Annotated in this window: 27 protein-coding genes and 1 pseudogene; 12 read left to right on the top strand and 16 right to left on the bottom strand. The window is 70.9% G+C overall.

All coding sequences use genetic code 11. The features are described from left to right. The first annotated feature begins 249 nt into the window (after positions 1-249). Positions 250-1,782 (top strand): SDR family oxidoreductase, encoded by a 1,533-nt coding sequence (locus CPH93_RS03090; protein ID WP_096211848.1) that lies wholly within the window; start codon positions 250-252, stop codon positions 1,780-1,782. A gap of 124 nt (positions 1,783-1,906) precedes the next feature. On the opposite strand, the gene CPH93_RS03085 is transcribed toward CPH93_RS03090, so the two are convergent. From CPH93_RS03085 to CPH93_RS03075, 3 genes are all read right to left on the bottom strand, one after another. After that, positions 1,907-2,323, bottom strand: a complete 417-nt coding sequence (locus CPH93_RS03085; RefSeq protein ID WP_093487449.1) for a spore-associated protein A — start codon at positions 2,321-2,323, stop codon at positions 1,907-1,909. A gap of 274 nt (positions 2,324-2,597) precedes the next feature. Next, positions 2,598-3,458 carry a lysozyme gene (locus tag CPH93_RS03080; RefSeq protein ID WP_093487451.1) on the bottom strand — a complete coding sequence of 287 codons (861 nt, stop codon included), beginning with the start codon at positions 3,456-3,458 and terminating at the stop codon, positions 2,598-2,600. 382 nt (positions 3,459-3,840) lie between these two features. Next, entirely contained in the window at positions 3,841-4,494 is a 654-nt protein-coding gene (locus CPH93_RS03075) for a transglycosylase SLT domain-containing protein (protein WP_093487453.1), read from the bottom strand. Positions 4,495-5,228: 734 nt separating this feature from the next. On the opposite strand from CPH93_RS03075, the gene CPH93_RS03070 reads away from it, so the two are divergent. Continuing rightward, a complete protein-coding gene (locus CPH93_RS03070) occupies positions 5,229-5,417 on the top strand; it encodes a hypothetical protein (RefSeq protein ID WP_093487455.1) in 189 nt (62 codons plus the stop codon). A gap of 146 nt (positions 5,418-5,563) precedes the next feature. Here CPH93_RS03070 and CPH93_RS03065 read toward each other — a convergent pair whose 3' ends face one another. The 7 genes from CPH93_RS03065 to CPH93_RS03035 form a co-directional block, all read right to left on the bottom strand. After that, on the bottom strand, positions 5,564-6,304 hold the full coding sequence (locus tag CPH93_RS03065) for a transglycosylase SLT domain-containing protein (protein WP_096211847.1): 741 nt from the start codon (positions 6,302-6,304) through the stop codon (positions 5,564-5,566). 483 nt (positions 6,305-6,787) lie between these two features. Next, positions 6,788-7,636 carry an SRPBCC family protein gene (locus CPH93_RS03060; protein ID WP_096211846.1) on the bottom strand — a complete coding sequence of 283 codons (849 nt, stop codon included), beginning with the start codon at positions 7,634-7,636 and terminating at the stop codon, positions 6,788-6,790. Then, a complete protein-coding gene (locus CPH93_RS03055) occupies positions 7,633-7,950 on the bottom strand; it encodes an ArsR/SmtB family transcription factor (protein WP_096211845.1) in 318 nt (105 codons plus the stop codon). The genes CPH93_RS03060 and CPH93_RS03055 overlap by 4 nt, the downstream gene beginning before the upstream one ends. Before the next feature lie 58 nt (positions 7,951-8,008). Beyond that, entirely contained in the window at positions 8,009-8,908 is a 900-nt protein-coding gene (locus CPH93_RS03050; RefSeq protein ID WP_093487463.1) for an alpha/beta fold hydrolase, read from the bottom strand. A gap of 115 nt (positions 8,909-9,023) precedes the next feature. Next, positions 9,024-10,262, bottom strand: a complete 1,239-nt coding sequence (locus CPH93_RS03045) for a beta-ketoacyl-[acyl-carrier-protein] synthase family protein (protein WP_096211844.1) — start codon at positions 10,260-10,262, stop codon at positions 9,024-9,026. After that, positions 10,259-10,492 (bottom strand): acyl carrier protein, encoded by a 234-nt coding sequence (locus tag CPH93_RS03040; RefSeq protein ID WP_006601684.1) that lies wholly within the window; start codon positions 10,490-10,492, stop codon positions 10,259-10,261. Before CPH93_RS03040 ends, CPH93_RS03045 begins: the two co-directional genes overlap by 4 nt. A 269-nt stretch (positions 10,493-10,761) precedes the next feature. Next, positions 10,762-11,223 carry a MarR family winged helix-turn-helix transcriptional regulator gene (locus CPH93_RS03035; RefSeq protein WP_093487467.1) on the bottom strand — a complete coding sequence of 154 codons (462 nt, stop codon included), beginning with the start codon at positions 11,221-11,223 and terminating at the stop codon, positions 10,762-10,764. Between the two features lie 126 nt (positions 11,224-11,349). On the opposite strand from CPH93_RS03035, the gene CPH93_RS03030 reads away from it, so the two are divergent. Next, positions 11,350-11,760, top strand: coding sequence for an organic hydroperoxide resistance protein (locus tag CPH93_RS03030; RefSeq protein ID WP_006601682.1), 411 nt, complete (start codon positions 11,350-11,352; stop codon positions 11,758-11,760). A gap of 122 nt (positions 11,761-11,882) precedes the next feature. On the opposite strand, the gene CPH93_RS03025 is transcribed toward CPH93_RS03030, so the two are convergent. Continuing rightward, positions 11,883-13,598, bottom strand: a complete 1,716-nt coding sequence (locus tag CPH93_RS03025) for an amidohydrolase (RefSeq protein ID WP_096211843.1) — start codon at positions 13,596-13,598, stop codon at positions 11,883-11,885. Positions 13,599-13,695: 97 nt separating this feature from the next. Next, positions 13,696-15,225 carry an APC family permease gene (locus CPH93_RS03020; protein ID WP_231977156.1) on the bottom strand — a complete coding sequence of 510 codons (1,530 nt, stop codon included), beginning with the start codon at positions 15,223-15,225 and terminating at the stop codon, positions 13,696-13,698. Positions 15,226-15,511: 286 nt separating this feature from the next. Here CPH93_RS03020 and CPH93_RS03015 point away from each other — a divergent pair, with 286 nt between their 5' ends. The 4 genes from CPH93_RS03015 (at position 15,512) to CPH93_RS03000 (ending at position 18,300) form a co-directional block, all read left to right on the top strand. Next, the gene (locus CPH93_RS03015; RefSeq protein ID WP_096215283.1) at positions 15,512-16,216 is read left to right on the top strand and encodes a TetR/AcrR family transcriptional regulator; all 705 of its coding nucleotides are present in this window, start codon (positions 15,512-15,514) and stop codon (positions 16,214-16,216) included. A gap of 172 nt (positions 16,217-16,388) precedes the next feature. After that, positions 16,389-17,657: a PP2C family protein-serine/threonine phosphatase gene (locus tag CPH93_RS03010; protein ID WP_231977155.1), complete on the top strand. Its 1,269-nt coding sequence runs from the start codon at positions 16,389-16,391 to the stop codon at positions 17,655-17,657. Between the two features lie 173 nt (positions 17,658-17,830). Next, on the top strand, positions 17,831-18,067 hold the full coding sequence (locus CPH93_RS03005; RefSeq protein WP_173909705.1) for a DUF6400 family protein: 237 nt from the start codon (positions 17,831-17,833) through the stop codon (positions 18,065-18,067). Between the two features lie 2 nt (positions 18,068-18,069). Then, positions 18,070-18,300: a hypothetical protein gene (locus CPH93_RS03000; RefSeq protein WP_093487473.1), complete on the top strand. Its 231-nt coding sequence runs from the start codon at positions 18,070-18,072 to the stop codon at positions 18,298-18,300. Positions 18,301-18,484: 184 nt separating this feature from the next. Here the strand turns inward: CPH93_RS03000 and CPH93_RS02995 are convergent, their stop codons facing one another. Beyond that, positions 18,485-19,375 (bottom strand): S41 family peptidase, encoded by an 891-nt coding sequence (locus CPH93_RS02995; RefSeq protein ID WP_096211842.1) that lies wholly within the window; start codon positions 19,373-19,375, stop codon positions 18,485-18,487. Between the two features lie 134 nt (positions 19,376-19,509). Here CPH93_RS02995 and CPH93_RS02990 point away from each other — a divergent pair, with 134 nt between their 5' ends. After that, on the top strand, positions 19,510-20,376 hold the full coding sequence (locus CPH93_RS02990) for an SCO6745 family protein (protein WP_096211841.1): 867 nt from the start codon (positions 19,510-19,512) through the stop codon (positions 20,374-20,376). Positions 20,377-20,384: 8 nt separating this feature from the next. On the opposite strand, the gene CPH93_RS02985 is transcribed toward CPH93_RS02990, so the two are convergent. Next, a complete protein-coding gene (locus tag CPH93_RS02985; RefSeq protein WP_231977154.1) occupies positions 20,385-21,257 on the bottom strand; it encodes a hypothetical protein in 873 nt (290 codons plus the stop codon). 244 nt (positions 21,258-21,501) lie between these two features. Here CPH93_RS02985 and CPH93_RS02980 point away from each other — a divergent pair, with 244 nt between their 5' ends. The 3 genes and pseudogenes from CPH93_RS02980 (at position 21,502) to CPH93_RS02970 (ending at position 23,684) form a co-directional block, all read left to right on the top strand. After that, the gene (locus CPH93_RS02980; RefSeq protein WP_231977153.1) at positions 21,502-22,356 is read left to right on the top strand and encodes a hypothetical protein; all 855 of its coding nucleotides are present in this window, start codon (positions 21,502-21,504) and stop codon (positions 22,354-22,356) included. A gap of 86 nt (positions 22,357-22,442) precedes the next feature. Continuing rightward, positions 22,443-22,826 (top strand): annotated as a pseudogene (locus tag CPH93_RS02975) (short-chain dehydrogenase); the annotation flags it as partial. Positions 22,827-22,988: 162 nt separating this feature from the next. Beyond that, positions 22,989-23,684 (top strand): hypothetical protein, encoded by a 696-nt coding sequence (locus CPH93_RS02970; RefSeq protein WP_096211840.1) that lies wholly within the window; start codon positions 22,989-22,991, stop codon positions 23,682-23,684. A 79-nt stretch (positions 23,685-23,763) separates the two neighbouring features. Here the strand turns inward: CPH93_RS02970 and CPH93_RS02965 are convergent, their stop codons facing one another. Both CPH93_RS02965 and CPH93_RS02960 read right to left on the bottom strand, forming a co-directional pair. Next, positions 23,764-24,636, bottom strand: coding sequence for an undecaprenyl-diphosphate phosphatase (locus tag CPH93_RS02965; RefSeq protein ID WP_096211839.1), 873 nt, complete (start codon positions 24,634-24,636; stop codon positions 23,764-23,766). Positions 24,637-24,834: 198 nt separating this feature from the next. After that, positions 24,835-25,575 (bottom strand): TVP38/TMEM64 family protein, encoded by a 741-nt coding sequence (locus CPH93_RS02960; RefSeq protein ID WP_096211838.1) that lies wholly within the window; start codon positions 25,573-25,575, stop codon positions 24,835-24,837. Positions 25,576-25,749: 174 nt separating this feature from the next. On the opposite strand from CPH93_RS02960, the gene CPH93_RS36100 reads away from it, so the two are divergent. Continuing rightward, positions 25,750-25,902, top strand: coding sequence for a hypothetical protein (locus CPH93_RS36100; protein ID WP_173909704.1), 153 nt, complete (start codon positions 25,750-25,752; stop codon positions 25,900-25,902). The last annotated feature ends 10 nt before the right edge of the window (positions 25,903-25,912 follow it).

The raw sequence follows: 25,912 nt of genomic DNA, 5'->3' as shown, positions 1-25,912 counted from the left end.
GCAGCAGCGCCACGATCGGGAACGGGCGGAGAAGCAGCCGGATTGTGTTCCCCCGCCGGTCCCGACCCTCCCTTCGGACTGGGGCCCGGTCCCGCCCCGCTCCCGCAGGGACCTGGCCACGCGTCACATCTGCGCCGTGCGGCCCCGCAGGGCGCCCCCTAACGGCGCCGCGATGCCTCGTAGCGGCACCGGTGACAGACTTGACGTCGCAGGTCATCGACCCGCTACCCGCCGGAGGAGGCCGTGCAGATGTCCGGCACAGGCGAGGTCCCGGCGCGGCCCGGGACGCAGCCGCGCGCCCTGGTCACCGGTGCCACCGGCTACATCGGCGGCCGTCTGATCCCCGAGCTGCTCACGGCCGGGTACGCCGTACGCGCACTGGCCAGGAGCCCCGAGAAGCTGCGCGACCATCCCTGGGCGACGCAGACGGAGGTGCTGCGCGGCGATGTCACCGACGCCGACTCGGTGGCCACCGCCATGGACGGCGTCGACATCGCGTACTACCTGGTGCACGCCCTGGGCAGCGGCCGGCGGTTCGAGGACACCGACCGTAAGGCCGCGCAGATCTTCGCCCGGCAGGCCCGCGCCGCCGGAGTACGCCGGATCGTCTACCTCGGCGGCCTCGCCCCGGTGGGCATCCCCGAGCAGGACCTGTCACCCCATCTGCGCTCCCGAGCCGAGGTCGCGGACATCCTGCTGGCGTCCGGCGTCCCCACCGCCGTGCTGCGCGCCGCCGTCATCATCGGCTCCGGCTCGGCCTCGTTCGAGATGCTGCGCTATCTCACCGAGCGGCTGCCGGTCATGGTCACCCCCAGCTGGGTGCGCACCCGCATCCAGCCGATCGCCGTCCGCGACGTGCTGCGCTACCTGGTGGGCTGCGCGCGCCTGCCCGACGACGTCAGCCGGGCCTTCGACATCGGCGGACCCGAAGTGCTCACCTACCGCGCCATGATGCAGCGCTACGCGCACGTCGCCGAGCTGCCCGAACGGCTGATCCTGCCGGTGCCCATGCTCACCCCGCGCCTGTCCAGCCTCTGGATCGGCCTGGTCACGCCCGTACCGCCCGGCCTGGCCCGTCCGCTGGCCGAATCGCTGCGGCACGAGGTCGTCTGCCGCGAGCACGACATCGCCCGGTACGTCCCCGACCCGGACCCGCCGGGCCACCCCATCGCCTTCGACGAGGCGCTGCGACTGGCGCTGCGCCGGGTGCGGGACGCCGAGGTCGCCACCCGCTGGTCGAACGCCGCGGTGCCCGGCGCGCCGAGCGATCCACTGCCCACCGACCCCGGCTGGGCCGGCGGCAGCCTCTACACCGACCGGCGGGAGCGGACCGTGGACGCGCCGCCCGAGGTGCTGTGGCAGGTGGTCGAAGGCATCGGCGGCGACAACGGCTGGTACTCCTTCCCGCTCGCCTGGGCGGTGCGCGGCTGGCTGGACCGGCTGGTCGGCGGGGTAGGGCTGCGCCGGGGCAGACGGGACGCCCGCCGGCTGCGGGTCGGTGACCCGCTCGACTTCTGGCGCGTCGAGGAGGTCGACCCGGGGCGCCTGCTGCGGCTGCGCGCCGAGATGCGGCTCCCCGGCCTGGCTTGGCTGGAACTGACCGTCGGCCGCGACGCCCAGGGCCGGACGCGCTACGGCCAGCGGGCCCTGTTCCACCCGCACGGACTGACCGGCCATGCGTACTGGTGGTCCGTCTCGCCCTTCCACGCCGCGGTCTTCGGCGGCATGGCCCGCAACATCGCCGCCACCGCGGAAGCCGAACACCGGGCACGCCGGGAGTGACTGCCGAGGGACAGGCTGCTGTCGGCCGAACTCCCGGTCGCCACAAGGGCGCTGATCGTCCCCTCGGACACGCCGACAGCGGGCCCCGGGCGTGCGTCGCCCGGGGCCCGCTGCCATGAGTGACTCAGTGGTGTGTCACCACACCGGCCGCGAACCGGCCGCAGTTGGAGCCGGAGACGCTGACGCTGACCGACTCGATCGAGCCGCCCCAGTCCACGCAGATGCCCTTACCCGGCAGATAGACGGGACCGGCGTAGGCGGTGTACTTACCGCTGTCGTACACCCACGGGGAACTGCCGTTGGTGGCCGTGACATAGGCGGACATCTGCACGGCCTTACCGACCTTGTTCCGCACCGTGACGACACAGTTCTTTCCGGTCTTTGCGCTGTACGTCAGGTACACGGTCCCCTTTCCGGTGACCGGTACAGAATTCACTACTCTGTAGCCGCTTCCGCAGGCTCCGTTGTACGCGGCTGCCTTCGGCGCGGCGGTTGCGGTGGTGGCCGTCGCCATCGTGGCGATTCCCGCCACGGCCAGCATTGCCGATCCTGCGATGGCACGTGAACGCTTCATGTGAATACCCCCGTTGGGTGCAGTGCCTTGCATTGGTCGTTGCGCAGTGTTGGACACCGGCCGGCCCGGGATGGTTGCACCGCAGACGTGAATTCCCTTTTTTCTGGCCGAGTTGAGATGCTGGGACAAGGGATTTCCGGGAATGCTGTGGCGGCAGGGGTGCAAGGGGTGCGACAAAAGGCCGGTCCCCGGCGCCGGAGAGGGCGCCGGGGACCGGCCGGGGGTGGCGAGGGTGCCGGGGTCAGCGGCCGTTCGCGAGGACCTTGAGGCGGCTGTACGAACCGTTGAAGCGGTTGCGGTCGCCCACCGGGTGACCGGAGGAAGTGTGCTGCCAGATGCTGTGGTAACCCCAGCCGCGGGGCAGTTTGCCGACGGAGGAGCCGTAGCGCGGGATCCACAACGGATTCGTCCTGCCGAACTTGCCGGAGTTGCCGGTGCACCGCTTCCACCAGTTGGTGGAGGTGTAGATGACCGGGTAGCGGCCGGTCTCCTCCCGGTAGGTCTGCACGAAGTCGTGGATCCAGTTGACCATCCCCTTGTGGCTCTTGCCGTAGCAGGTCGCGCCGTAGGGGTTGTACTCCATGTCGAGGGCACCGGGCAGCGTCCTGCCGTCCCGGGACCAGTCGCCGCCGTGGTCGGCGAAGTACTCCGCCTGGGAACCGCCGCTGGAGTGGTCGGGCAGCGCGAAGTGGTACGCGCCGTGGATCATGCCGGAGTTGTACGAGCCCCGGTACTGCTGCGCGAAGTACGGGTTCGTGTAGTTGGTCCCCTCGGTGGCCTTGACGTAGGCGAACCGCACCCCGGACCTGCGCAGTCCCGACCAGCCGACCTTGCGGTTGTGGCTGGAGACATCGACGCCGGACACGCCCCTTCTGGACGACGCCCGTGGTGCGAGGCCACCGGCCGCGGCCCGGAGGGTGCCCTCATGGGCCACGATGGTGGACCCCATCCAGTCCTGGTCGGGGTGGGCGGGTCTCTTCCCGGCATCCTGCGCCGTGGCGGCGCCGGACAGCGCGAGCGGCAGCACGGAGAGAAGAGAGACAAGAGTTCCGGCCGCAATAGGGACAGTACGGCGGGCCGGACCGGATCTGCGCAAGGGCATCGCATGCCTCCGAAGGCCTTCGGTTGAGTCAGGTTCGGCAGCTTTTGAGCAGAATCCTGCCGATAAGAGACTTATACGCAGAACCGCCTGACGCCATGGCCCAACAGGCCGTCAGTCCGCCGACCGGTCTCGCATCTCACCCGTCTGGCGGTCGGAAGCGTCGCCAGGGCCCCGGTCCGAGCGCTTGTCCGAGACAGAGCGAAGCGGGCCCCGGCTGTGCCGGGACCCGCTTCACCGCGCAGCGGCGAACGCGCCATTCCGCCGCTTCGCAAGCTGCCTTATGCAGAGCCTGTCGGCTCGCTTGTGGGGTCCGTCATACCCGTTGCCTCATCCGGTCGGTCCGGCCTCGGTGCGTGGGCGACGGCTCTTCGGCTGCGTCGGCTCAGTAGGCCGAGTTGACGTTGTCGATCGAGCCGTAGCGGTCGGCCGCGTAGTTGGCCGCGGCGGTGATGTTGGCGACCGGGTCGGTGAGCTTGTTGGCGGTGCCGGCCACGTGGTACTGGTCGAACGTGGGCTGGATCACCTGCAGCAGGCCCTTGGACGGTATGCCGTTGACGGCGTTGACGTCCCAGCCGTTGACGGCGTTCGGGTCGCCGCTGGACTCCCGCATGATGTTGCGGTGCAGGCCCTCGTAGGAGCCCGGGATGCCCTTGGCCTTCATGATGTCCAGGGACTGGCGGATCCAGCCGTCCAGGTTGTTCGGGTAGTCCTTGACGGCCTTGCGCTCGGTGGAGCGGTTGGCGGCCTGCAGGGCGCTGTGCTGCTTCGCGACGCCGCTGACCTTCACGCGGTCGGCGACCGAGGCGGTCACCGCGCGGCTGGGCTTGGCGTTGTCGGCCTTCGCCGGCTGGCCCTTCGCATCGACGGTCTGGACCGCGGCCGGGGCGTGCTCAGAAGCGGCCTGAGCAGCGTCCGGAGCCGAGGTGAGGGCCAGGCCCGAGGTGGCACCCGCGGCGGCCAGAACGGCCACGGCGATCTTGTGGGTGCGGGTGATGCGGGTGATACGGGCAGCGCGGGGCAGGGTGAAGCTGGGCATGCAGAGTGACCTCTTCCAGGTACGGGGACGGGGAGGCGGCCTTTTTGGCGGCGCGAGACGAACCGGAGGTCTTTGCTGCGTTCGCCTTTGGGGCGTGAATCGCAAACTCGCTCTCAGCGCGTCGGAATCCATGGTTAACGCCCGTCCCGAATTGAGGCAATGGTGCTCTGTACTACTCCGCTTCGTGAGAGAAACCCGCATCCCCGAAGTGATAAGCGTTTCTGGCTCCGTTGACCCGGATTGGCCACACGCTATCGACTAGACAGAGTCGTAAGTGACATACGTCGCGTGCGTCGGGTCACCCGAGAGCGGCCGTAAAGCCCCCTGGAGCCCCGGCTATAAGTTGCCTGGCTCACACCGGAATTACCGCGCTCCGGCACCGCTTTACCCGTCGGCGGCCGCCGATTTATCCGGACGACGGGCATGCGCGGCGCACCGGGAATCCGCAAATGTGGCGAGGGGCACTGTGTCCGGGCCCGAAAAGGGCGGTAATTGTGGCCCGACTCACGGCAGATTCATGACCCCTTCACGGCCGGGTCGTGGCCCGGCGTCACGGGCGTGTGGCGCGGGGGAGGAGCGGCGTCCGCTCGGCCGTTGGTGAGCCTGCGATACGGCGATACGGCGGTGCCGCTGGGCCGTTCGCAGCAGCGTCCGGGGCTGTCGCATGACTACGGGCCCTCCGCTCCCGGAGGGTGACACCGCACACTGTCCGCACTCACCGTAGGGAAGTGCTCATGCTCCGTCGTCTCGCCGTCGTTCTCACCGGTCTTCTCGTCACGGGCTTCCTCGCCGCCGGCCCCGCGGCCGCGGCACCGGCCGATGGCCACCGTCACCTCACCGCCAAGGAACGGGCGGGACTTCGCGTGGCCGAGCAGGTCCTCGACGTCCTCTTCGGCGCTCCCGTGCAACGGGACCGCTACTGACGGGCGGCGCCCACGCACCACGGCAACGGCAATGGCCCCACCCGCGAGTTGCGGGCAGGGCCACTGCCGTTGCCATGCCGGGGGGCCGCCTGGGCGGCACCCGTCTCAGTTTGCTCCGACCGTCCGCACGGTCGTGTCCCGTCGGCTCAGTAGGCCGAGTTGACGTTGTCGATCGAGCCGTAACGGTGCGCCGCGTAGTTGGCCGCGGCGGTGATGTTGGCGACCGGGTCGGTGAGCTTATGGGGCGTGCCCGACACGTGGTACGTGTTGAAGGTGGGCTGGATCACCTGCAGCAGGCCCTTGGACGGGATGCCGTTGATGGCATTGATGTCCCAGTCGTTGACGGCGTTCGGGTTGCCGCTGGACTCCCGCATGATGTTGCGGTGCAGGCCCTCGTACGAGCCCGGTATGCGCTTGGACTTCATGATGTCGAGCGACTCACGGATCCAGCCGTCGAGGTTGTTCGCGTAGCGCTTGGGGGAGGCCTTCGGCGCAGCCTTGGGGGCGGCCTTGGGAGCGGCCTTCGGAGCGGCGGCCTTCGGCGCGGCGATGACCTTGCGGTCCGCGGACCGGTCGGCGGCCTGCTTGGCCGCGTGGCCCTGCTTCGAGACGGCGGTGACCTTGAGGCCGGTGGTGAGGGACGAGGCGAGCTGCTGGTCCTTCGTGCCGTCGTCCGCCCGGTCCTTCGCGGTGAGCGGCAGGCCGTTGGCGCTGACCGGCTTCACCGCGGCCGGCGCATGGGCGGCAGTGGTCTCGGCGTTGCTCGGCGCCGCGGTGAGCGCCAGAGCGGCGGCACAGCTTGCGGACGCCACCACTGCCGCGGAGATCTTGTGGGCGCGGGTGATACGGGTCGTACGGACGGTGCGGGGCAGGGTGAAACCAGGCATGCGGATGTGACCTCTTCCAGGGCTTGGTGGCGGGGGAGGCGGCCTTCGGTTGGCGCGTGAGAACCGAGGGTCGTGGCCGCGTCCGCCGTTCTGGCTGAGTCCGCAGGCTCGTTCTCGGTGCTACGCGGAACATGGTTAACGCGGGCCCTGGATGGTGGCAATGATGCTTTGTACTACCTATCTTCGTGAGATAGGGCGAGATGTCCTTTATAAAGACCGCGCTATGCGGTAATGCCGGGAAAGGCGGCGACTAGGGGTGCTCGTACGTGACGTACGTCGCGTGCCGTGCATCACCCGGCAAGGACGTCAAAGGCTTCTCCGGAGCCCCGTAAAGTTGCCTGGCTCACACGGGGAAGAGGCATTTCCGCGGCGGGAAACGGCGGGAAGCGGCGGTCCGGATCGACCGCCGAGCGCCCTATCGCTCGCGCCCCCTGGGGAATCCACAGGGAGCGCGGCGTAGCGGGGGCGGGGAAATGCGGAATGTCAGTCGGCCAGCAGCCGTGCCGCGAGGTGCTCGATGCGGTCGTGCCAGGCATCCAGCGCGGCGGCCGTGTCGAAACCCCGCGGGCCGGTCTGGGTGAGGACGAGGCGGGCGCCGTGGCCGGTGCCCCGGCCCAGCTCCCAGCGGACCGTGCCCTGCGGATGCCAGCGGTAGGCGAGCACCGACGGGGCCCGCACCTCGGTGACGGACCCGGCCGCCGCGTCCCCCGCGGTGAAGCCCTCCGGTGCCGGTGCGCCGGCCGCGGGCTCCTCGCCCGAGGTCAGCGCGGCCCAGACCGTCTCGGCGGGCTTGACGAGCTGACGCTCGAAGCGGATCCGCGGGCCGTCCGCGGTGTCCTCGATCACGCCCTGCCCGAGATCGAACTGCTCGACATACGCCTCATGCAGCTCGCCCATATCGCGCTCCACGGCGGTCGAGGTGCCGTCCAGGAGCTGCGACAGCCCGGTGAGGCACAGATGCCAGCCGGACGCGAAGCTGGCGCCGCCGAAGCGGTCGCCGAAGGTGTGCACCAAGGTCAGCAGCGAGCCCTCCCCGTCCGGGGTGATCTCCCAGCGCAGATGGTCCTCGCCCCAGGTGAAGGCGAACAGCCGGGGCTCCTCGGCGTCGGTGACCGTTCCGGTCATGGCGACCCCGCTGACGCCCGGCATGGTGAAGGTCATCGCTCCGCCGGGCCGGAGCTCGACGGTGACCTCGGCGGGGAACCACTGCCCGATCTGCGCCGGGTCGGTGATCGCCGCCCAGACCTTCGCGGGCGGATGGGCGAGCCTGCGCTCCATGCGCAGCGAGGTGCGGCCGTCGGAGGTGGTGAGAGAGTCGGAGTGCGGGTTCATCGGGGGTCGTCCTCCATGGCGTCGAGGTGCCGTTCCAGGGCGTCAAGGCTCCCGGCCCACAGGTGTCGGTAGTGGGCGAGCCAGGCGTCCAGCTCCGCCAGGGGCTCGGGTCGGAGCTCGTACCACCGGCGCTGGGCGTCCTGCCGGACCCGGACGAGTCCGGCCTCGCGGAGCACCCGCAGATGCTTGGAGGTGCCGGGCTGGCTCAGTCCGAGCTGCTCGGTGAGCTCGCCGACCAGGCGCGGCCGCTCCAGGAGCAGGTCGAGGATCTTGCGCCGGCTCGGCTCGGCGAGCACGTCGAACGGTATGGACATGGCCCCAGCATGCCTAGACGGTTATATAACCGCAAGGGGATCTATCCGGCTCCGTGGATCACGCACACGCCGGATCGGCCGCGGACGGCTCCCTGCGCACCACCGGCGCGAGGCAGGGTGCCGAGCTCAGCGGGCCGTCGGTGAAGAACCGGGCGGCCAAGTCCCCGACCTCCTGCGGGCGTTCGAGCACCACCCAGTGGTCGGCATCGGGAATCGTCAGAAAGCGGCTGCCCGGGATGGTGGCCGCGAAGTCACGCTGGCGGGCCGGGGAGGTCACCGTGTCGTGCTCGCCGCTGAAGACGAGGGTGGGGATGCCGGCCAGTCCGCCGGAGAAGTCCGGGCGGTCCAGGAGCCCGCGGTTCAGCGCTTCGACGGTATGCCGGGAGTTCCGGGCCGCATGCAGCATCGAGCGCCTGACGTAGCGGTACGCCAGCTCCCGGTGGACGACGTGCCGGCCGGTGTCGAGACACATCAGCCCCTCGGTCACGAGGGTGGCGAAGGACTCGGTGTCGCCGTCCATGAGGTGGTCGGAGGCCCGCCGCCACAGCTCCACCTGCGCCTCGCTGATATCGGCCGGAACCCCGCCGAGGGCGAGCCGTGCGATGCGCCCGGGGAACCGCCGGGCGCACCCGTACGCCAGGCCCGCGCCGTAGGAGAAGCCGAAGAGATTGACCCGCGGCACGTCCAGATCGTCGATGATCCGCTCGATCGCCGCGCAGACGAGATCGATGCTCGGCCCCGGGGGGAGCGGATCGGCGTTGCCCATGCCCGGCAGATCGGCGGTCACCACATCCGCCACCGGCCCGACATGATCTTCCATCTGCGCCCAGCCGAACATCCCCTGCAGCGCGCCACCCAGCACCAGCACGGGCTCGGTGGTCCGCTCCGGCTGCCGCAGCCGCCGGTAGGAATAGGACAGCCCGCACACCGACAGGGTGCGGATCATTTCCTCGGACATGGCAGATTCCTTCTCGGGGCACCGGCGGGGACATGCGCCGATGGGCGGTCCAGGGCGGGGCTCTCGGATCACCTCGGGGCCGCGGCCTGATCCGGGCGGATCCGAAAGAGCCGCCCTAGCGGGTCAGTACCAGCGCGGCATTGTGCCCGCCGAAGCCGAGCGACGTCTTGACCGCACAGTCGAAGGCCGCCGGCCGGGCCTCCTTGCGCACGATGTCGATCGGGATCCGCGGATCCGGCACATCGAGGTTGGCGGTCGGCGGCACCAGCTGCTGCTCCAGGGCGAGCACGGTGAGCGCGGTCTCGATGCCGCCGGCGGCGCCCAGGGCATGTCCGGTCATCGCCTTCGTCGAGGTGACCAGGGGATGATCGCCGAGCACCCGGTGCAGCATGACGGCCTCGATCCGGTCATTGACCACCGTCGAGGTGCCGTGCGCATTGACGTGCCCGACGTCGCCCGGCTGCACCTCCGCGTCCGCCAGCGCGGTACGCAGCGCCCGCTCGATGCCGTTGCCCTCGGGGTCCGGGGCCACCGCGGCGTAGGCGTCGCTGGACGCGCCGTATCCGCGGATGTGTGCGCGGACGGGCGCCCGGCGGGCCCGGGCGTGCTCGGGGCGCTCCAGCACCAGGAGCCCGGCGCCCTCGCCGACCACGAAGCCGTCCCGGCCCGCATCGAAGGGGCGGCAGGCCGCGGCCGGGTCGTCCCGGCGGGTGGAGACCGCCTTCATCTGGCAGGCGCTGGCGATCAGCAGCCGGGACAGCACCGACTCCGCCCCGCCGGCGATGGCGATGTCGCAGACCCCGGCGCGCAGCAGCTGGTGCGCGGTGCCCAGCGCGACGGTGCCGGAGGAGCAGGCCGTGGCCACCCCCAGGCTGGGGCCGTGGGCGCCGAGATCCGTGCAGACACTGCTGGCGGCGCTGTTGACGACGGTCAGCGGGGCGAGCTTGGGCGAGACCCGCCGGGCGCCGCGCCCGGCCATCGCCACATGCTGCTGGTCGTAGAACGGCAGCCCGCCGTGCGCGGAGCCGATGACCACGGCGACGCGGCTGCTGTCCCAGGATTCGGTGTCGAGTCCGGCATCGGAGACGGCCTCCCGGGCGGCGATGACCGCCAACTGCGAAAAGCGGTCCATCAGCCGCTGGGTGGCCACGCCGAGCAGCCCGAGGGTGTCCAGATCCGCGACGGTGTACATGAAGTCGCAGGGCAGATCGGCGAGTTCCTCGTGGCGCGCCACGCCGGTGGGCACCGTGTCCTGGGTGACGGAGTGCCAGGTGGCCTTCGCGCCGACGCCCGCCGCGGTGACCAGTCCCAGTCCTGTTACGGCCGCGGAGAACGGCTCCTGGCGGCCCGTCATGCCGGAACTTTGCCGTCGACGGCCGCCACCAGCTGGCCCACGGTGTTCCGCGGGGTCAGCGTCACCTCGTCGAGGTCGATGTCCAGCCGCTCCTCGATGAGGACGCGGAGCTCTTCCAGTGCCAGGGAGTCCAGCCGCAGGCTGCGCAGCGGAGTCCCGTCGGTGATGTCGCCCGAGGAGACCCCGAACCGTTGGACCAGCATGGTGGTGACAACTTCTGCCGCATTCACGTGGCGCTCCTCCTTGTCGTAGGCGATGCTGCCAACCGCGTCGTGGGCGGGATTTCACCGGCGGCTCCGGCTGGTTTGACCACCCTTTATACGCCTTTGTCCTGATGACTCCCCAACCTTGGTAGCTCAATGGGGTGATGAGCGCACCAGGGTGGGCAAGGCGTCCGTGCCTCGCCTTGCGGATGCCGCGGAAAGCACCTACGTACGTAACGCCGCGGACCGTCGAGAGGTACGGGCCGGATGGCGGCGGACTCGGGGGAACGGTGGGCTCAGGCCTCGTCGAGGGCGCTGGTCACCCGCCCCAACAGGCCCTGGAGCGTGCGCAGTTCCTCGATGGTGAGGCCGGTCGCGGCCAGCATTCGGCGCGGGACCGGCAGGGCCTGGGCGCGCAGCTCGTCGCCGGCGGGCGTGAGGTGGATGGTGACCGAGCGCTCGTCCTCGGTGCTCCGTTCGCGCCGTACCAGGCCGGCCGACTCCAACCGCTTGAGCAGCGGGGAGAGGGTGCCGGAATCCAGCCGGAGCTGTTCGCCGATGGCCTTGACCGGCTGGGGGCCGTGCTCCCACAGGACCAGCATGACCAGGTACTGGGGGTAGGTCAGGCCCAGGCCCTTGAGGGCGTCCCGGTAGACGCCGCCGAAGGCGCGCGAGGCGGCGTGCAGCGAGAAGCAGACCTGGTGGTCGAGGCGGAGCAGTTCGGCGTCGGGTACCGGAGGCCTGGTCGTAGGGGTCATGGGAACAGGTTAGCTCGCCGGGTTATTTAATTGCGCGCAACTTAGTTGCGCACAATTTAGATGTGTGCGACTGTAGTGCCCATCGGGCGGCCGGGAAACGGCCGCCGCGCTACGAAGGGAACCGTGATGGACGCGCTGTACACCGCTGTCGCCACTGCCAACGGCCGTGAGGGACGGGCCGTCAGCTCCGACGGCCGGATCGACCTCGCCCTGGCCATGCCCCCTGAGCTCGGCGGCAACGGCGCGGGCACGAACCCGGAGCAGCTCTTCGCCGCCGGCTATGCGGCCTGCTTCGCCAGCGCGATGAGCAATGTCGGCCGCCAGATGAAGATCGACACCAAGGACGTCTCGGTCACCGCCGAGGTCTCGATCGGCAAGGACGGCACCGGCTTCGGCCTCGGCGTCGTCATGCGGGTGGAGCTGCCGGAGACCCTCGCGGGCGAGACCGGGCGGAAGCTGGTCGAGGCGACGCACGAGTTCTGCCCGTACTCCAAGGCCACCCGCGGCAACATCGACGTCGAGCTCGTCATCGAGTAGGGGTACGGCGCACCCGGTGGACCGGCCCGGCGGGATCGCGGGGCCGGGCCACCGGGCGTACGGCGCGGACGGCGGTGCGCGGCGCACGGCCGGGGTGTGGGGCCCCGGCCGTGCCGTCTGCCTCAGGCGTCGTCGGCCGCGTACACCCGGCGCCCCCCGACGAAGGTCTGCAGCACGCGGGTCGCGGCGATCTCGTCCTCGGGGCCGTCGAACGGGTCGCGGTCGAGGACGGCCAGGTCGGCCAGCATGCCCGGCCGGATGGTGCCGGTGTCGTCGAGGTGGTTGGCGTAGGCGCTGCCGGCCGTGTACGCGGCCAGTGCCGCACCCAGGTCGATGCGCTGTTCGGGCAGGAAGGGCGGTGCCGAGTCCGGGGCGTCCGGGGTCCGGCGGTTGACCGCGACATGCAGGGCGGCGATCGGGTCGGGGGAGCTGACCGGCCAGTCGCTGCCTGCCGCGAGGGTGGCGCCCGAGCGCAGCAGATCACCGAACGGGTACTGCCAGGCGGCCCGTTGGGCGCCCAGGAAGGGGATCGTCAGCTCGTCCATCTGCGGTTCGTGGGCCGCCCAGAGCGCCTGGATGTTCGCGGTCGCGCCGAGCCGGCGGAAGCGCGGTATGTCATCGGGGTGGACCACCTGGAGATGCGCGAGGTGCGGCCGGGTGTCGGTCCGGCCGTTCGTCCGCCGGGCCGCCTCGACCGCGTCCAGCGCCTCGCGTACGGCCCGGTCGCCCAGGGCGTGGAAGTGCACCTGGAACCCTTCCGCGTCCAGCCGGGTGACGTAGGTGCGCAGCTCCTCTGGGTCGATGAAGGAGATGCCGCTGTTGTCGGAGGAGCAGCCGCAGGCGGTGAGGTAGGGGGTGAGCATGGCAGCCGTGTGGTTCTCGGCGATCCCGTCCTGCATGATCTTGACGCTGGTCGCCTGGAGCCGCCCGCCCGTCAACTCCTTCCGTCGGGCGACCAGTTCGGGGATCTGCTCCACTCCACGGTCCCGCTCCCACCACAGCGCCCCGCGCACCCGCGCGGTGAGCTTCCCCTCGCTGCGGGCGGCCACGTAGGCGGGAGTGACGTCGGACGTCCCCGGAGCGCGGCCCAGCATCGCGTCCTGCCAGGCGGTCACCCCGTACCCGTGCAGCAGGCGCTGCGCCCTGAGCAGGCCGGCGGTCTGCTCGGCGAGCGTCGGTGCCGGCACCAGGTCGCCGACCAGCCGCATGGCTCCCTCCTGCAGCATGCCGGTCGGGCGGCCGTCGGCGTCCCGCTCGATGCGCCCGTCGGCCGGGTCCGGCGTACCGGCGGTGATCCCGGCTCGCTCCAGTGCGCAGCTGTTGGCCCAGGCGCCGTGGTGATCACGGTTGACGAGGAACACCGGGCGGTCGCGGACGAGCTCGTCCAGAAACTCCCGGGTCGGCATCCCGCCGGGGAACGCCTCCAGGGACCAGCCGCCGCCCGTGATCCACGGAACCTGTGGATGCGCTGTCGCATACGCGCTGATCAGCTCGCGGTACGCCGTGGCCGTCTCCGCCGCACTCAGATCGCACAGCGCCAACTCCAGCCCGCCGCCGACCGGATGGACATGGGCGTCCTGGAAGCCGGGGATCAGCAGCTTGCCGCCCAGATCGACGACCTCCGTGCCGGGCCCGATCAGCTCGCGCACCGCCGCGTCGTGCCCGACGGCGATGATCCGGTCCCCGCGGACCGCCACCGCGCTCGCCCGGGTCCGCGCGGAGTCGACGGTGTGCACGGGGCCGGAGAGGAAGACGAGGTCGGCGCGGTGGTCACCGGGGGAGCCGGGGGAGGCGGCGTCCGGGCCGGGCTCGGGGTGCACGGTGGTGCTGAGATCCATGAGGTTGCTGCTCCAGTGGTGTGGGGTGGGTGGTGCGGTCGTCGTAGGGGCCGGGGCGGGGACCGGGCGGGCGGTGAGCTCTCCACGGGCGCTGCGGTCAGCTCTCCACGGGGCGCGGCAGCGGGGCGCCGGCGTCCCCGTCCATCGGCAGGGTGAGCGCATCGGCGTCCGTCCCCCGCCCGGTGTGGAAGTACGGGGCTCGGCGCACCCACTTGGCCCAGGCGGCGGTGGCCAGGCCCAGCAGGAGGAACAGTGCGGGCAGCAGCAGCATGAACCAGCCGTTGTCCGGGCTGGCCTCGAAGTGGTCGCTCATGGTCGCGTAGTCCCAGACGAGGTAGGCGCCGAGCCCGAAGAGGGTCAGCGCGCTCGCCGCCGGGACGACCACGTCCCGCAGCGCGCGCACCACTCCGTCGCGCAGGCTGCTGCGGAAACGCACCGCGCAGGCGAGCGCGGTCAGGCCGTAGTAGAGGGCCACGGTCAGGCCGATGGAGTTGACCGCAGTGAGGATCATGTCGTTGAGCTTGGGGATGCCGACCGCAAGTACGGCCAGCAGCGCCGCGAGCGCCATGATCACGAGGGTGCCCACGGCGGGCGAGCCGTAGCGCGGATGCACGCGCTGCCACACCGGGCCCAGCGTCCGGTCGCGGGCCATCGCCAACGCGCCCCGGGCGGTGGGGATCACGCTCGACTGGAGCGAGGCGAAGGCGGAGCACATCAGGGCCGCCAGGGGCAGCGAGGCCCAGGGCTCCGGTGCCAGGCTGCTGCCGAGGAAGGTCAGTGCCTGCGAACCGTTGTGCATGAGTTCGCCGGTGCTCATCACCCGCTGGAACGCGAGTGCACCGATCAGGAACAGCCCCAGCATCGCCACCAGCGCGATCAGTCCGCCGCGGGCCGCGTCGGAGGCGCTGCGGGTCTCCTCGTTGACGCTGAACGCGGCATCGCAGCCCCAGTAGATGAACACCGCGATCACCATCCCCTGGGCCAGCGCCTGCGGTGAGCCGATGTCGAAGGGGTTGAGCCAGGACAGCGAGAACGGCTGGTCGCCGGTGTACAGGGCATAGCCGCAGAAGGCCACCAGCACCGCGTACTCGAAGATCAGCAGCCACATCTGCAGCCGGGTCGCGGCCTGCACGCCGGTGATGGCGGTGATCGTGACGACGACCAGCGCGACCAGGCCGACGGCGGTGCTGATGCCGGTCGAGGACGGATCCAGCCGGAGCCCCCACACGCTGTGCAGACCGAGCTTGTTGAGGAACTGGAGCACGACGGAGCCGGTCACCGCCCCCGTGTACGCCATGAAGATCACGTTACCGATCAGCACCACCCACCCGGTCAGAAATCCGGGCCAGGGGCCGATGGACCGGCCCACCCAGGTGTAGCCGCTGCCGCAGTTCGGCTCGGTGCGGTTGAGCCGCGCGTACGACAGGGCGATGCCGAGGATGGGGAGGAAGGCGAGCAGCAGCAGGGCGGGCGTCTGGCGCCCGGCGTACGCGGCCAGCGAGCCCATCCCGATGCCGATGCTGGTGGTGGCGGCGGTGCTCGACGCGGCGATGGCCACGCCGTCCTTCACCCCCAGCGAGCGGCGCATTCTCGGCTGGCCGGGGTCCTGCTGCACGGGGGAAGGCATGGCACTCACTCCTTGGACGACTGCCCGGACCGGACTGGGGCCGGGCCAGGGGGAGGTGCGGGCGGCGTGGCGGGGCAGGGCGGCACGGGCCGGGCCCGGGATCGGGGCCTGGCCGCGTCGTGGAAAGAGAGGTGCGGTGCGGGGTACGGCACCGCGGCGGTCCGTGTATGTCCGCCGATGAAACCGTCCGTTCATCCTTGTGTCAACGGTGTTGACGTAACCTGGTGATTAACTGGCCCGCACAGGGCCCGGGGGCCGGCGACGGAGCGATATGGAGGGGACCGGCGTGACGGAGAGCGAGCGCGTGCCGGCCGAGCGCAAGCGGCGCCGGCCGACCAGTTCGGGGGTGGTCCTGTCCGCCGATCTCATCGTCGACGCCGCCTGTGAACTGATCGACGCCCAGGGAGCGCAGGCCTTCACCGTGCGCAAACTCGGTGCGGCCCTCGGCGCCGATCCCTCCGCCGTCTACCGCTACTTCCGCAACACCGAGGATCTGCTGCTGGCGCTGGCCGACCGGCTCATCGGCGAGTCCATGGTCGGCTTCGGATCCAGCGGCGACTGGGCCGCCGACCTGCGCGAGCTTGGCCTGCGCGCCTACCGCTCCGCGCTGCGCCATCCGCAGATCGCCGTGTTCAGCACGGTGCGGGTCACGGGCCGGCCCCATGAGCAGCGCGCGGTCGACACGGGCATCGGCCTGTTGCTCCAGGCCGGCTTCGACGAGGCCACCGCCGTCCGCCACTACCACGCGCTCGTGGACACCGCCCTCGGCCATGCGGCCCTGGACGCCGGTGTGCTGCGGCTGGCACCCGCCCAGCGCGCGGCGGACGAGCAGGCCTGGCAGGCGCAGTACGGCAGCCTGCCCGCTGACGAATACCCGAGCCTGTACCGCGTACGGGAGCATCTCCCGCTCATGGCGGGCTCGGCCGTCGAGCGCGCGCTCGATCTGCTCGTCGCGGCGATGCGGCGGGAGGCGGCGGAGCGGGGGAAGTGAGGGGCCTACGGAGGGGGCCTGTCGAGCGCGCTTGCCGAGGGGCGGGGCGGAGGGGCAGGTCGAGGGGGTTGGCTGGGGGGAGCGGGCTGAAGGGGTCGGGCCGAGGGGCCTCCGGGGGGCGCCCCGAAGGGACTATCCGGGCATTTAGCTCTCCCGGGTGCAAACATGAGGCATGCCCTTCCAACGGCTGCCGCAGCTACAGGGACGATGGGAACTCAGCCACGTCCTGGTGCTGATCCCGATCGGGCTCATCGTGGCGGTCTGCGCGATCGATGTCCTCGCGCCGCCCGACATCCACCTCGGGCCGCTGCTGGTGGCGGCACCCACGCTCACCGCGGCCTTCGCCGGGCCCGGGCTGACGGCGGCGATCGGTGCGCTGGCGGTGGCCGCCCAGGTGTTCATCGGTATCGCGCGAAACGTGCTGTTCACCGAGAATCTCGAAACCCAGATCGCCGCGCTGATCGTCGTCTCCGCGCTGGTCGTGGTCTTCACCGTCGCCCGGGACCGCGGCGAGCGGCGGCTCACGAAGAGCCGCTCGGTGGCCGCCGTTGCCCAGCAGGTGCTGCTCAGACCGCTGCCCGCCCGTAGTGGCCCCCTGGAGATCGCCTCCTTCTACCTGGCGGCCGAGGAGGAGGCGGAGATGGGCGGCGATCTGTTCGCGGCGGCGCGCACCACCAGCAGTACGCGGCTGATCATCGGCGACGTCCGAGGCAAGGGGCTGCCCGCCTACAGCCACGCGGCCCTCCTCCTCGGCGCCTTCCGGGCCGCCGCCCACCGTCAGGCCACCCTGCCCAAGCTGGCCATTCACCTCGACGGCGCCGTGCGCTGGGACAGCAGCCAGTGGGGCAACGCGGCGGATGCCGCACCGGCGGCCGGTGACGCCGCCGACCCGCACGCCCGCTCCGCCCCCGCCGCCGTGGACCCCCTTCCCGAGCCCGCCGGCGGCCCGGACCTCGACACCGACGAGACCTTCGCGACCGTCCTGCTGCTGGACGCCCCCGACCACTGGCCCGTGCTGCGCACCATCAATTGCGGCCACCCGCCCGCGTTGCTGCTGCGCGACGGACGGGCCCTCACCCTGCACTCGGAGCGGACCGCGCTCCCGATCGGGCTCGGCGGCCTGGCCGGCGCCCCCGGCTACGAAGTCGAGACGTTCCCCTTCGAGGCCGGTGATGTGCTGCTGCTCTACACGGACGGGGTGACCGAAGCCCGCGACGGCGAGGGGGAGTTCTACCCGCTGGCCGAGCGCGCGGGCGCCTGGAGCGGCCGCAGTCCGCGGCAGGTCCTGCGGCTGCTGCGCGCGGATCTGCTGGCGCACACCAACGGCCGGCTGGGCGACGATGCCGCCGCGGTCGCGGTCCGACGCCTGCCCGCCGGGTCGCCGCCTGCCGGGTCGCCGCCCGCCGGGTCGGCGCGTGCCGGGCGGCCGGACGGGCACTGAGGCCACTCTGCGGGGGCGGCCCCATGCCTCTGCGTGCTCCTTGCTTCACGCTGCGCCACCGACCATTCCGCATTCCGGACGATTTCAGGGTGCGCTCCGGCTGACGCTTCCTCAGTGCCGCCCCGCTTGATAAACACGTCCGAATCATCCGCAAGTGGCATGGGACGCGCACCATGATCGACCGCAACACCTCGGACCACCAGATAGTCGAGTTCGACCTCACCGCACACGAGGCCCGGCGGCGCACCGAAGTCGTCGCGGCGCTGGGTGACACCTGGGACCCCCTCGCGGTGATGGAGGGCGAGGCCGACGCCTACCGGCTCCTCTACTCGGACCTGGACGCGGAACAGCAGGCCACCTACGACATGCTGGTCTCCGCGGGGGTGCTGCCGGCCCCCGGACGGGCCTGAGCATGCTGCCGCTCGACCCCACCGCCGATATCGGCCGCCGGGCCTGGGTGCCGTGCCCCGGCTGCCAGGACCACCAGGACTGCGGCAGCTGCCTCGACGGCCGCACCTGTGACGACCACTGGCGCTACCTCCTGTCGAACAAGGGCAGTGTGCTGCATCTGCAGTGCCCCAACTGCACCCATCTGTGGGCCTGGCAGTCCGGTTTCGGAGCGGGTGGCCGCACCGACGGCTGACGACGGAACGCCACCGGCCGCCGACCCCACATCGGTGCCGAGCTTCCACCGGGCGGCGGGCCTCCACCGGGCGGCGGGCCTCCGCCGGCCGCCGGGCCTCGCCGGGCTCCGCCCCTCCACCGGACCGGCCCCGGCCTCTTGCCCAGGGCCACCCCTACCCGTGTGATGTCCCGCGGATCAGGGACTACGCCGGCCGCCCCAGCGCCTCCTTATACGCCACCTCGAATGCCGTATCGGCCGGTACGTCACGATCCGGCTGCACACCCACGCCCTCCCAGTTGGTGCCCGTGACGGCATTGGTGGTCCGGGCCGTGGGCACGGTGACCGTGATGTGCTCCGTCACCGGATACCGCTCGGTGGGGTGCGCCCCGCCGCGGGTCGTCTCCCCGATCACCTCCGCGCGTTCGTACGCCTGCAGGGTGTACGCCACGTCCTCCCCGCCCGAGAAGGTGGTCGCGCTGGTGAGGACGTACACCGGACGGTAGAGATAGCGCGGCGCGGGCAGGTGCGAGAGGGTCCAGTACTGCCGGGTGGAGTCGGTGGAGCGCTCGTAGAAGTCATTGAGGTGCACCTGATCGTCGGGGAAGAAGTAGCTGCACCACATCGCGGCGCCCGCGGGCGAGCCACCCCGGCACTCCCGCAGATCGAGAACGAGGGCCCGGGTGTGCGCGACCAGCTCCATGGCCGCACCGATCGCGCGGGCGCCTTCCCCGGCGTCGGCCATCCACCGGACGTCCAGAAAGCCGATATTGCCGTCGAGCTGCTCGCAGCGGCGGATGCCGTGATTCTCGGCCCGCATCAGCGCGAGGAATGCCGCCCGGCCCGCGTCCTCCTGGGCTGACTCGGTGACCCGGGGCTCGTCCTGCCACAGCAGCCTGAGGTGCTTGTCCGGGCAGACCTCTTGCAGATGCGCGGTCACCGCCGCGCAGAACGCGGCACCGCTCAGCGCGTCGTACGCACCGGATGCCAGCCGGGCGCGGATCGCCTGGTCGACCTCCACGGCGCGCTGGGGGAAGACATAGCCCGTCACTATCCGGTCCAGGGCGAGATCGATGATCTGGGCGTGGGTGGTCATGGCTGCTGATCCTCTCTACGGGGCGGGTGCGTCATCCCGCCCGGCCGCCACTCCCGGGCCGGGCTCGTCCGACGGGGGTGTCGCGGGCGGCGCATGCGGTGCGTCGGACCTCCGGCAGCGGTAGCGTGCCGGGCATGGAGCTGCACGCACGATCGCTTTGGCTGCTGACCGAGCCGCTGCATGCGGTCTGCTACTTCGACGACCACTGCCGCGACATGGGCAAGGACCTGGGCCTCAAGGGCTTCTGGATGGGGTATTTCGCGGCCCGCACGGCTCCCATGGGAGCCCTGGAACCCGCCGCGGCCACCGCCGTCCTCGGGGTCTTCGCGCCGGGGATGGTCGCCCGGGCGCTGCCCGCGGCCTGGAGCGTCGTCAGCCCGGCTCATGTCCTCGACGAGCGTGGCAGTCGTGCGGCCCGGGCGCTGCGCGGAATCGACCCCGAACTGGAGCGCCGCGCCGCCGAGCTGCTGCCCCCGCTCCAGGCGATCGTCGACGAGGCACCGGGCACCGCACGTCCGCTGTTCGCCGCCAACCGCGCGCTGTGCGACCACGCCGATCCCGTCGAGCGCCTGTGGCAACTGGTCACCGCCGTAAGAGAGTTCAGAGGCGATGCGCACCTTGCCGTACTCGCCGACGAGGGACTCGACGGATGCGAGGCCCTGGTCCTGGCCGCCGCGGCCGGTCGCGTCCCCGGGGACACCATGCGGCAGGACCGCGGCTGGAGCGAGGAGGAGTGGGCCGCCGCGGCGGACCGGCTGCGGGCCCGTGACCTCGTGGACGCCCGCGGCGACGCGACCGAACACGGCAGGACGGAACGGGAGCGGATCGAGGCAGCCACCGACCGGCTGGCCGGCCGGCTGCTGCACTCGCTGCCCGAGGCGCAGACCGAGGCGATGCTGCACGCGCTGGAACCCGTGGTCCGCCGCATCCTGGCTGCGGAGGTGCTCCCCTTCCCCAACCCGATCGGCCTGCCGCACCTCGATGAGCCCATGCCGCACTGAGGTGTCCGTCAGGAGGCGTGCGGCAGTATGCCGCCCTCCTTCAGCTTCTGCTCCAGATCCACCGTGTCCGAAGCCGGCGGCGCCTGGACCGTGACCGGCTTGTTGACGTCGGAGAACCGTATGGTCAGGTCCAGCGGGCCCTGGGCCGTCTGCGCACGCTCCCGGAACTTCACGGTCCGGTCATCGGGACCGATCCACATGTCGAGGTGCAGCTTGCGCACCCCGAGCTGCCGGTACTGCTCCACCACCTTCTTGCGGCGCGCGGCGTCCAGCCCGCTCTTGGGCGCCCGCTTGGTGAGCAGATCCGCCACCTCCACCGCGCCCGCATAGTGCGTCGTCCGCACGCCGTCGACGGTCTCCTCGCCGACCTTCTTGACGTCATCGGACTGCGGAAGCAACGACGCCTGCGCCGCCGGGTCCTGGTCGGCCTGCCGCTGCATTCCCCCGAAGCCGCCGGCCCCCTTGCCCTTCATGGCGAACTTGATCCAGTGCTTGCCGTCCATCTCGGCGGCCGCGGACGAGCCCCCGCCGAGATAGACCGAGTCCCCGACGAGCCGCACCGAGAACTCGTGCTCCTGCTTGCCCTTGGCGGCCTGCATCCGCATATCGACGGCCCGCGGGCGGAGACTGAACGACACCTTGCCCTCGACGGTGCCCTGGCCCGGGATGCTGCCGGAGAGGCGATACGACGCGGAGTTGAGCTTGGCGCCCTTGTTGACGGCCTTCTGCACCGCGGCGACCGGCGCGGCGTGGAAGCCCTCCGGCGCGGAGTGGTGCGCGGACGGCCCTGGGGACGCCGAGCATGCCGCCGTGCCGCACAGCACGGCGCCGGTCAGCAACGCCCCCACGACGCGGAACGAAGTACGGGAAATACGAGTCATGGCCCCCCCATGAACACACGGACATATGGAAATGCGACTGATCGAGACAGTAACGCACGGCACTGACAATCCACCTGGCGTCTGAAGCGCAACCGCGTGGCCAGGGCATATGAGATCAGGAGAGGCGGGGAGCGGCCCGGAGCCGCGCGCCCGAGGTGATTTTCATCTGGTGGTTCGATGGGTGCTTTGGGGTGTTTTATTTAGCCAGATCGGGACACCAGCGCGCGCGAGGCGTTGAATAAGTATGGATCCTAGAGAGTTGTGGGACCGCAACGCCGTACTGGCAGAGGCGTTTTGTCTGGGCGACGAGCGTGTGCGTGAGGCGCAGGCCAGACTTGACGAGGCGCAGGCCGACCGGTCACGGGTGCTGGCGGCGTTTGCCGTGACGGTGGGCAGCGCCGGCGCGGTGGCCGGTCTGTTCGGCTTGAACGAGCGGGAAGTGCGCGTCGCCCGGCGTACGGTGGGCAAGGACGACGCCCGCGCCGTCGCCGAAGAACTGCTGGCGGCCGCGACCCCTGCCGCGGCACCGCGGGAGTCCGAGGAGACCCCGCCGGCGCCCGAGGCAGCTGCGGAATATCCCCACCAGAACTCCTCTGCCGGAACGCGCCCCACCGGCCCGGCCCGCGACAGCGGCGGCCCGGGGGCAGCGGAACAGAGCTGGTCGCCGGCGATGGATGCGGTGCTCATCGGCAGTTGGCAGACCGGGGTGGATTTGCGCGAACTCGCCGCCGAATTCGGGCTGGATCTCACCCGCTTGGTGACCCGGGCCCAACAGCTCTCCGCCCAGGGGCGGTTTTATCCGGGGCCGGTCGAGACCCATGCGGGACGCCATCGGCGCGGCCCCGGCGAGGTCCATGAAACCGAATACACCATTCCGGCACAGCAGACGGCCGCCTGGAATTCCGCGCACTCGGCGCACCCGATGGCATCCGCCTGGCACACGGGCACGATGCCGACCGCGGAGTCCGTCCCGGACAACATGGCCGCCCTCGCTTCCGAATGGGACAACACCCTCGCCCCGTGGGGAACCCTCGCGCCCTCGCACGAGGATTCCGTGGCGTCCCATCAGCCCTGGGCCCAATACCACCTCAGTTCCTGACCACCCGATGAGTTTGTGACACGTACGTACGCCGCCTAGCAGGCCGTCACCGGCCGTGTCAGGGGTGGCGGGGCACACGCCGGGTGAAGGCCGCCGTACAGCGGATGACGCTGGCCCTGAGCCATGAACCCGCCCCGTACGGCGGCGCGGCCGTGGCCGTCACCCCCGGCTGGCTGCGCTCGGAGAAGATGCTGGAGGCCTTCGGCGTGACCGAGGACAACTGGCGGGAGGCGACCGCCCGGGTGCCGCATTTCTGCATCGCCGAATCCCCCACCTATGTTGCGCGGGCGGTCGTCGCGCTCGCCGCGGACCCGGACGTCGCCCGCTGGACCGGTCAGGGCGTCTCCAGCGGGCACCTCGCCCCCCTCTACGGATTCACCGACACCGACGGCACCCGGCCGGACTGCTGGCGCTACGTCGTCGAGGTCCAGGACCGGGGCCTGACGGCCGACGACACCGGCTATCGCTGACGGCCGCTGAACTGGCCCGGCGTCCGCACGATGAGGGCGCCGCGTCTGCCCTCAACTCCTGACATGGACAACGTCGTTGGCAATGTAACCATTTGTGTGGCTCATGAGTCTGATGTGTGAAAGGGCATCACTTCCCCCGACAAGTGCAGAGGGAGGAACCTCATGCGTAAGACTCTCGCGGTGGCCGCTGTGTGCATGGTGTGCACGCTCACCATGGCCTCCGGCCGGGTGCCGACGATCACCACGAAGGGCACCGGGTGGAATCTGACGACCCGGCTCGGCGTCACCAGCCTCAGTCCGTCCCGCTCGTACACGGTGACCTTCGCCACGGCTGCCATGAAGGCCCGCTACACGCCTTACCTGACGGCCGCCGTCGCCCAGGCCAAGGCCGCCGGTGTGCGGCTCGCCATTGGCGGCGTCGAGACCGTGGACCCCGCGAAGTGCGGGCCCGTCGGCCACGTTCAGATCACTGAGATGTACCGGCCCCTCCGCAAGCCCGGTTATTCGCAGGGCATGCCCTGCCCCCATCCGGCGAAGGGGGTCGGCATAGGCGGCATCGCGGCGATCGACAGCGAGTACTTCGACGGCTCGTACCGGATCGCCGCGTCCATCGTGCGGAACACCGTCGTCCACGAGACGCTGCACGCGCTCGGTCTCGACCATCCGAACTACGACATGGACAAGGACGGCGTCGTGGAGAAGTTCGAGTGCGTCGCCACGCCCTACGGCAACAAGCCGATCATGTGCGAACCCAACGGCGGGTACCGGACCGCCGCCGACGCCGGCAAGCTGACCGGCTACGACCTCAACGGTCTGAAGGCGCTCCTGGCCAACGCGCGTGTGCAGGGCATCAAGTAGCCGCCCGGTAGAGGCGTGCGCCGCGCGGCTCGGGGACGCCGTGTGCGCGCCGCCTGTCCGGCTCAGGAACGCGACGGCCTCACCCCGCCGTTTCCCCCGCATGCGGCGTCAGCACCCCGGCCGCGACCAGGGCGAACAGGGCTATCCCCAGCAGGATGCGGTAGATCACGAACGGCATGAAGCTCTTGTGGGAGATGAACTTCATGAACCAGGCGATCACGGCGTAGCCGACGACGAAGGCGATGACCGTGGCGAAGAGGGTGGGGCCCCAGGCGACATGTCCCTCGCCGGCATCCTTGAGCTCGAAGACGCCGGAGGCCAGTACGGCCGGAATGGCGAGCAGGAAGGAGTAACGGGCCGCGGATTCGCGGGTGTAGCCCATCAGCAGGCCGCCGCTGATCGTCGCGCCGGAGCGGGAGACGCCCGGGACGAGGGCCATGGCCTGGCAGGCGCCGTACAGCAGACCGTCCTTGACGCTGAGGTCGGTGAGGGTCTTGCGCTGTTTGGCGGCGCGGTGCCGGCCGCCGGTCTCGTCGCGGGCGGCCAGTCGGTCGGCGATGCCCAGGACCACACCCATCACGATGAGGGTGGTGGCGATCAGCCGCAGATCGCGGAACGGGCCCTCGACGGCGTCCTTGAGCGTGATGCCCAGGACGCCGATCGGTATGGAGCCGACGATGACCAGCCAGCCCATCTGGGCGTCGTGCTCGTGCCGCAGCTCACGCTGGAAAAGGGAGCGGGCCCAGGTCGAGATGATCCGTCCGATGTCCTTGCGGAAGTAGATGATGACGGCCGCTTCGGTGCCGATCTGGGTGATGGCGGTGAACGCCGCGCCGGGGTCGTGCCAGCCGGCGAACGCCGCGGTCAGCCGCAGATGGGCGCTGGACGAGATGGGAAGAAACTCGGTCAACCCTTGGACGAGTCCGAGCACGAATGATTCAAACCAAGTCATGGAAAATACGCTATCCAAGGGTGATCAGGCGCTGACCTGCGCCAGATGTGAAAAAGCGGACAGTGGCGGCGGATGTGGATCATCGCCGATCGGGGGCAGCGTAACGTCCGAAGATGTCCGGATGGCCAAAGGGCCCTGGACCTGGCGCACCTTCCGGATGGCGGCTCGCGCGGCGTGCGCCCTCGGCCCGGTCCGCGGTCAGCTTCCGCGCAGTGCCTTGCGTTTGCACCACGCCACCACCAGCGCCCCCAGCGCGGTGACGGCGAGGAAGCCCATGGCGAGGAGGAACGCCGGTGAGGTGGGCGTCGAGGCGCGTGCGCCGGCGAGGGCGTAGGCCGCGGTGTTCGGGATGCTGCCGAGAGCCGTCGCGAGGAGGTACGGGGACCAGCCCGTACGGGAGACCGCGGCGCAGTAGTTGGTGGCCGAGAACGGCAGGCCGGGGAACAGCCGGATCGCCAGCATCGAGCGGAAGCCGTGCTCGCTCAACTGCCGGTCGGCGGCGGTCAGCCAGCGGTTGCGCAACAACGGGCGCAGGGCGTCCTGCCCGAGCAGTCGGCCGAGCCCGAAGGACAGACCGGCGCCCAGCACCGTACCGACGAGCGCGGCGGCCAGGCCGGCCCGGCAGCCGAAGAGGGCACCTGCCGCGAGGTTGAGTACCGGGCGCGGGACGAAAGCGGCGGTGCACACGCCGTATGCCAGCGCGAAGTCCACCAGGGCGGTCGGGCCGGACAGCTGCGCGGCCCAGTCGCCGGTCAGCAACTGCTGCGGCCGCCAGAGCAGCACGGCGGCCGCGGCCCCCGCCAACAGGGCGAGCAGCAAACCCAGCCGGGACCATGGGGAGAGCAGCACACGCGTGCAGCGCGCGGCGAGGCCGTCGGGCGTGGCAGCGGGTGGGAGCACCTCGGGAGCGTAACCGACCGGGTGAGAGGGAGCGGGCATCCCGCCCTGTGGCCTGCGCGTTTCAGGACCGGACGGAGACCGGCTCAGGGTGGCGGCCCCGAGCCCGGCCGTGGCTCCGACGGATGCAGGGTGTCCCGTCGTGTCCAAACCCGGCCGTGGCACCGACGGTTAATTCGTTCGACGCCGGTGCGGGCGCCCGGCACCATAGGACGCATGATCCGGCACGCCTTCCTCCTGCTCCCGTCCGCAGTCGCGGACGAGCCGAAGGCTGCCCTCGCATTCCTCGCGGCCGTCGCCGCAGCGGATGACGCCTCCGCCACCGCCGCCGTCGCAGCGGCCGTGGCGGCCGACGGCGCACGAAGCTGACCCTCTCCGG

The organism is Streptomyces sp. 2323.1 (assembly GCF_900221035.1).
Classification (GTDB): domain Bacteria; phylum Actinomycetota; class Actinomycetes; order Streptomycetales; family Streptomycetaceae; genus Streptomyces; species Streptomyces sioyaensis.
This window is presented reverse-complemented; position numbering and strand designations above follow the sequence as displayed.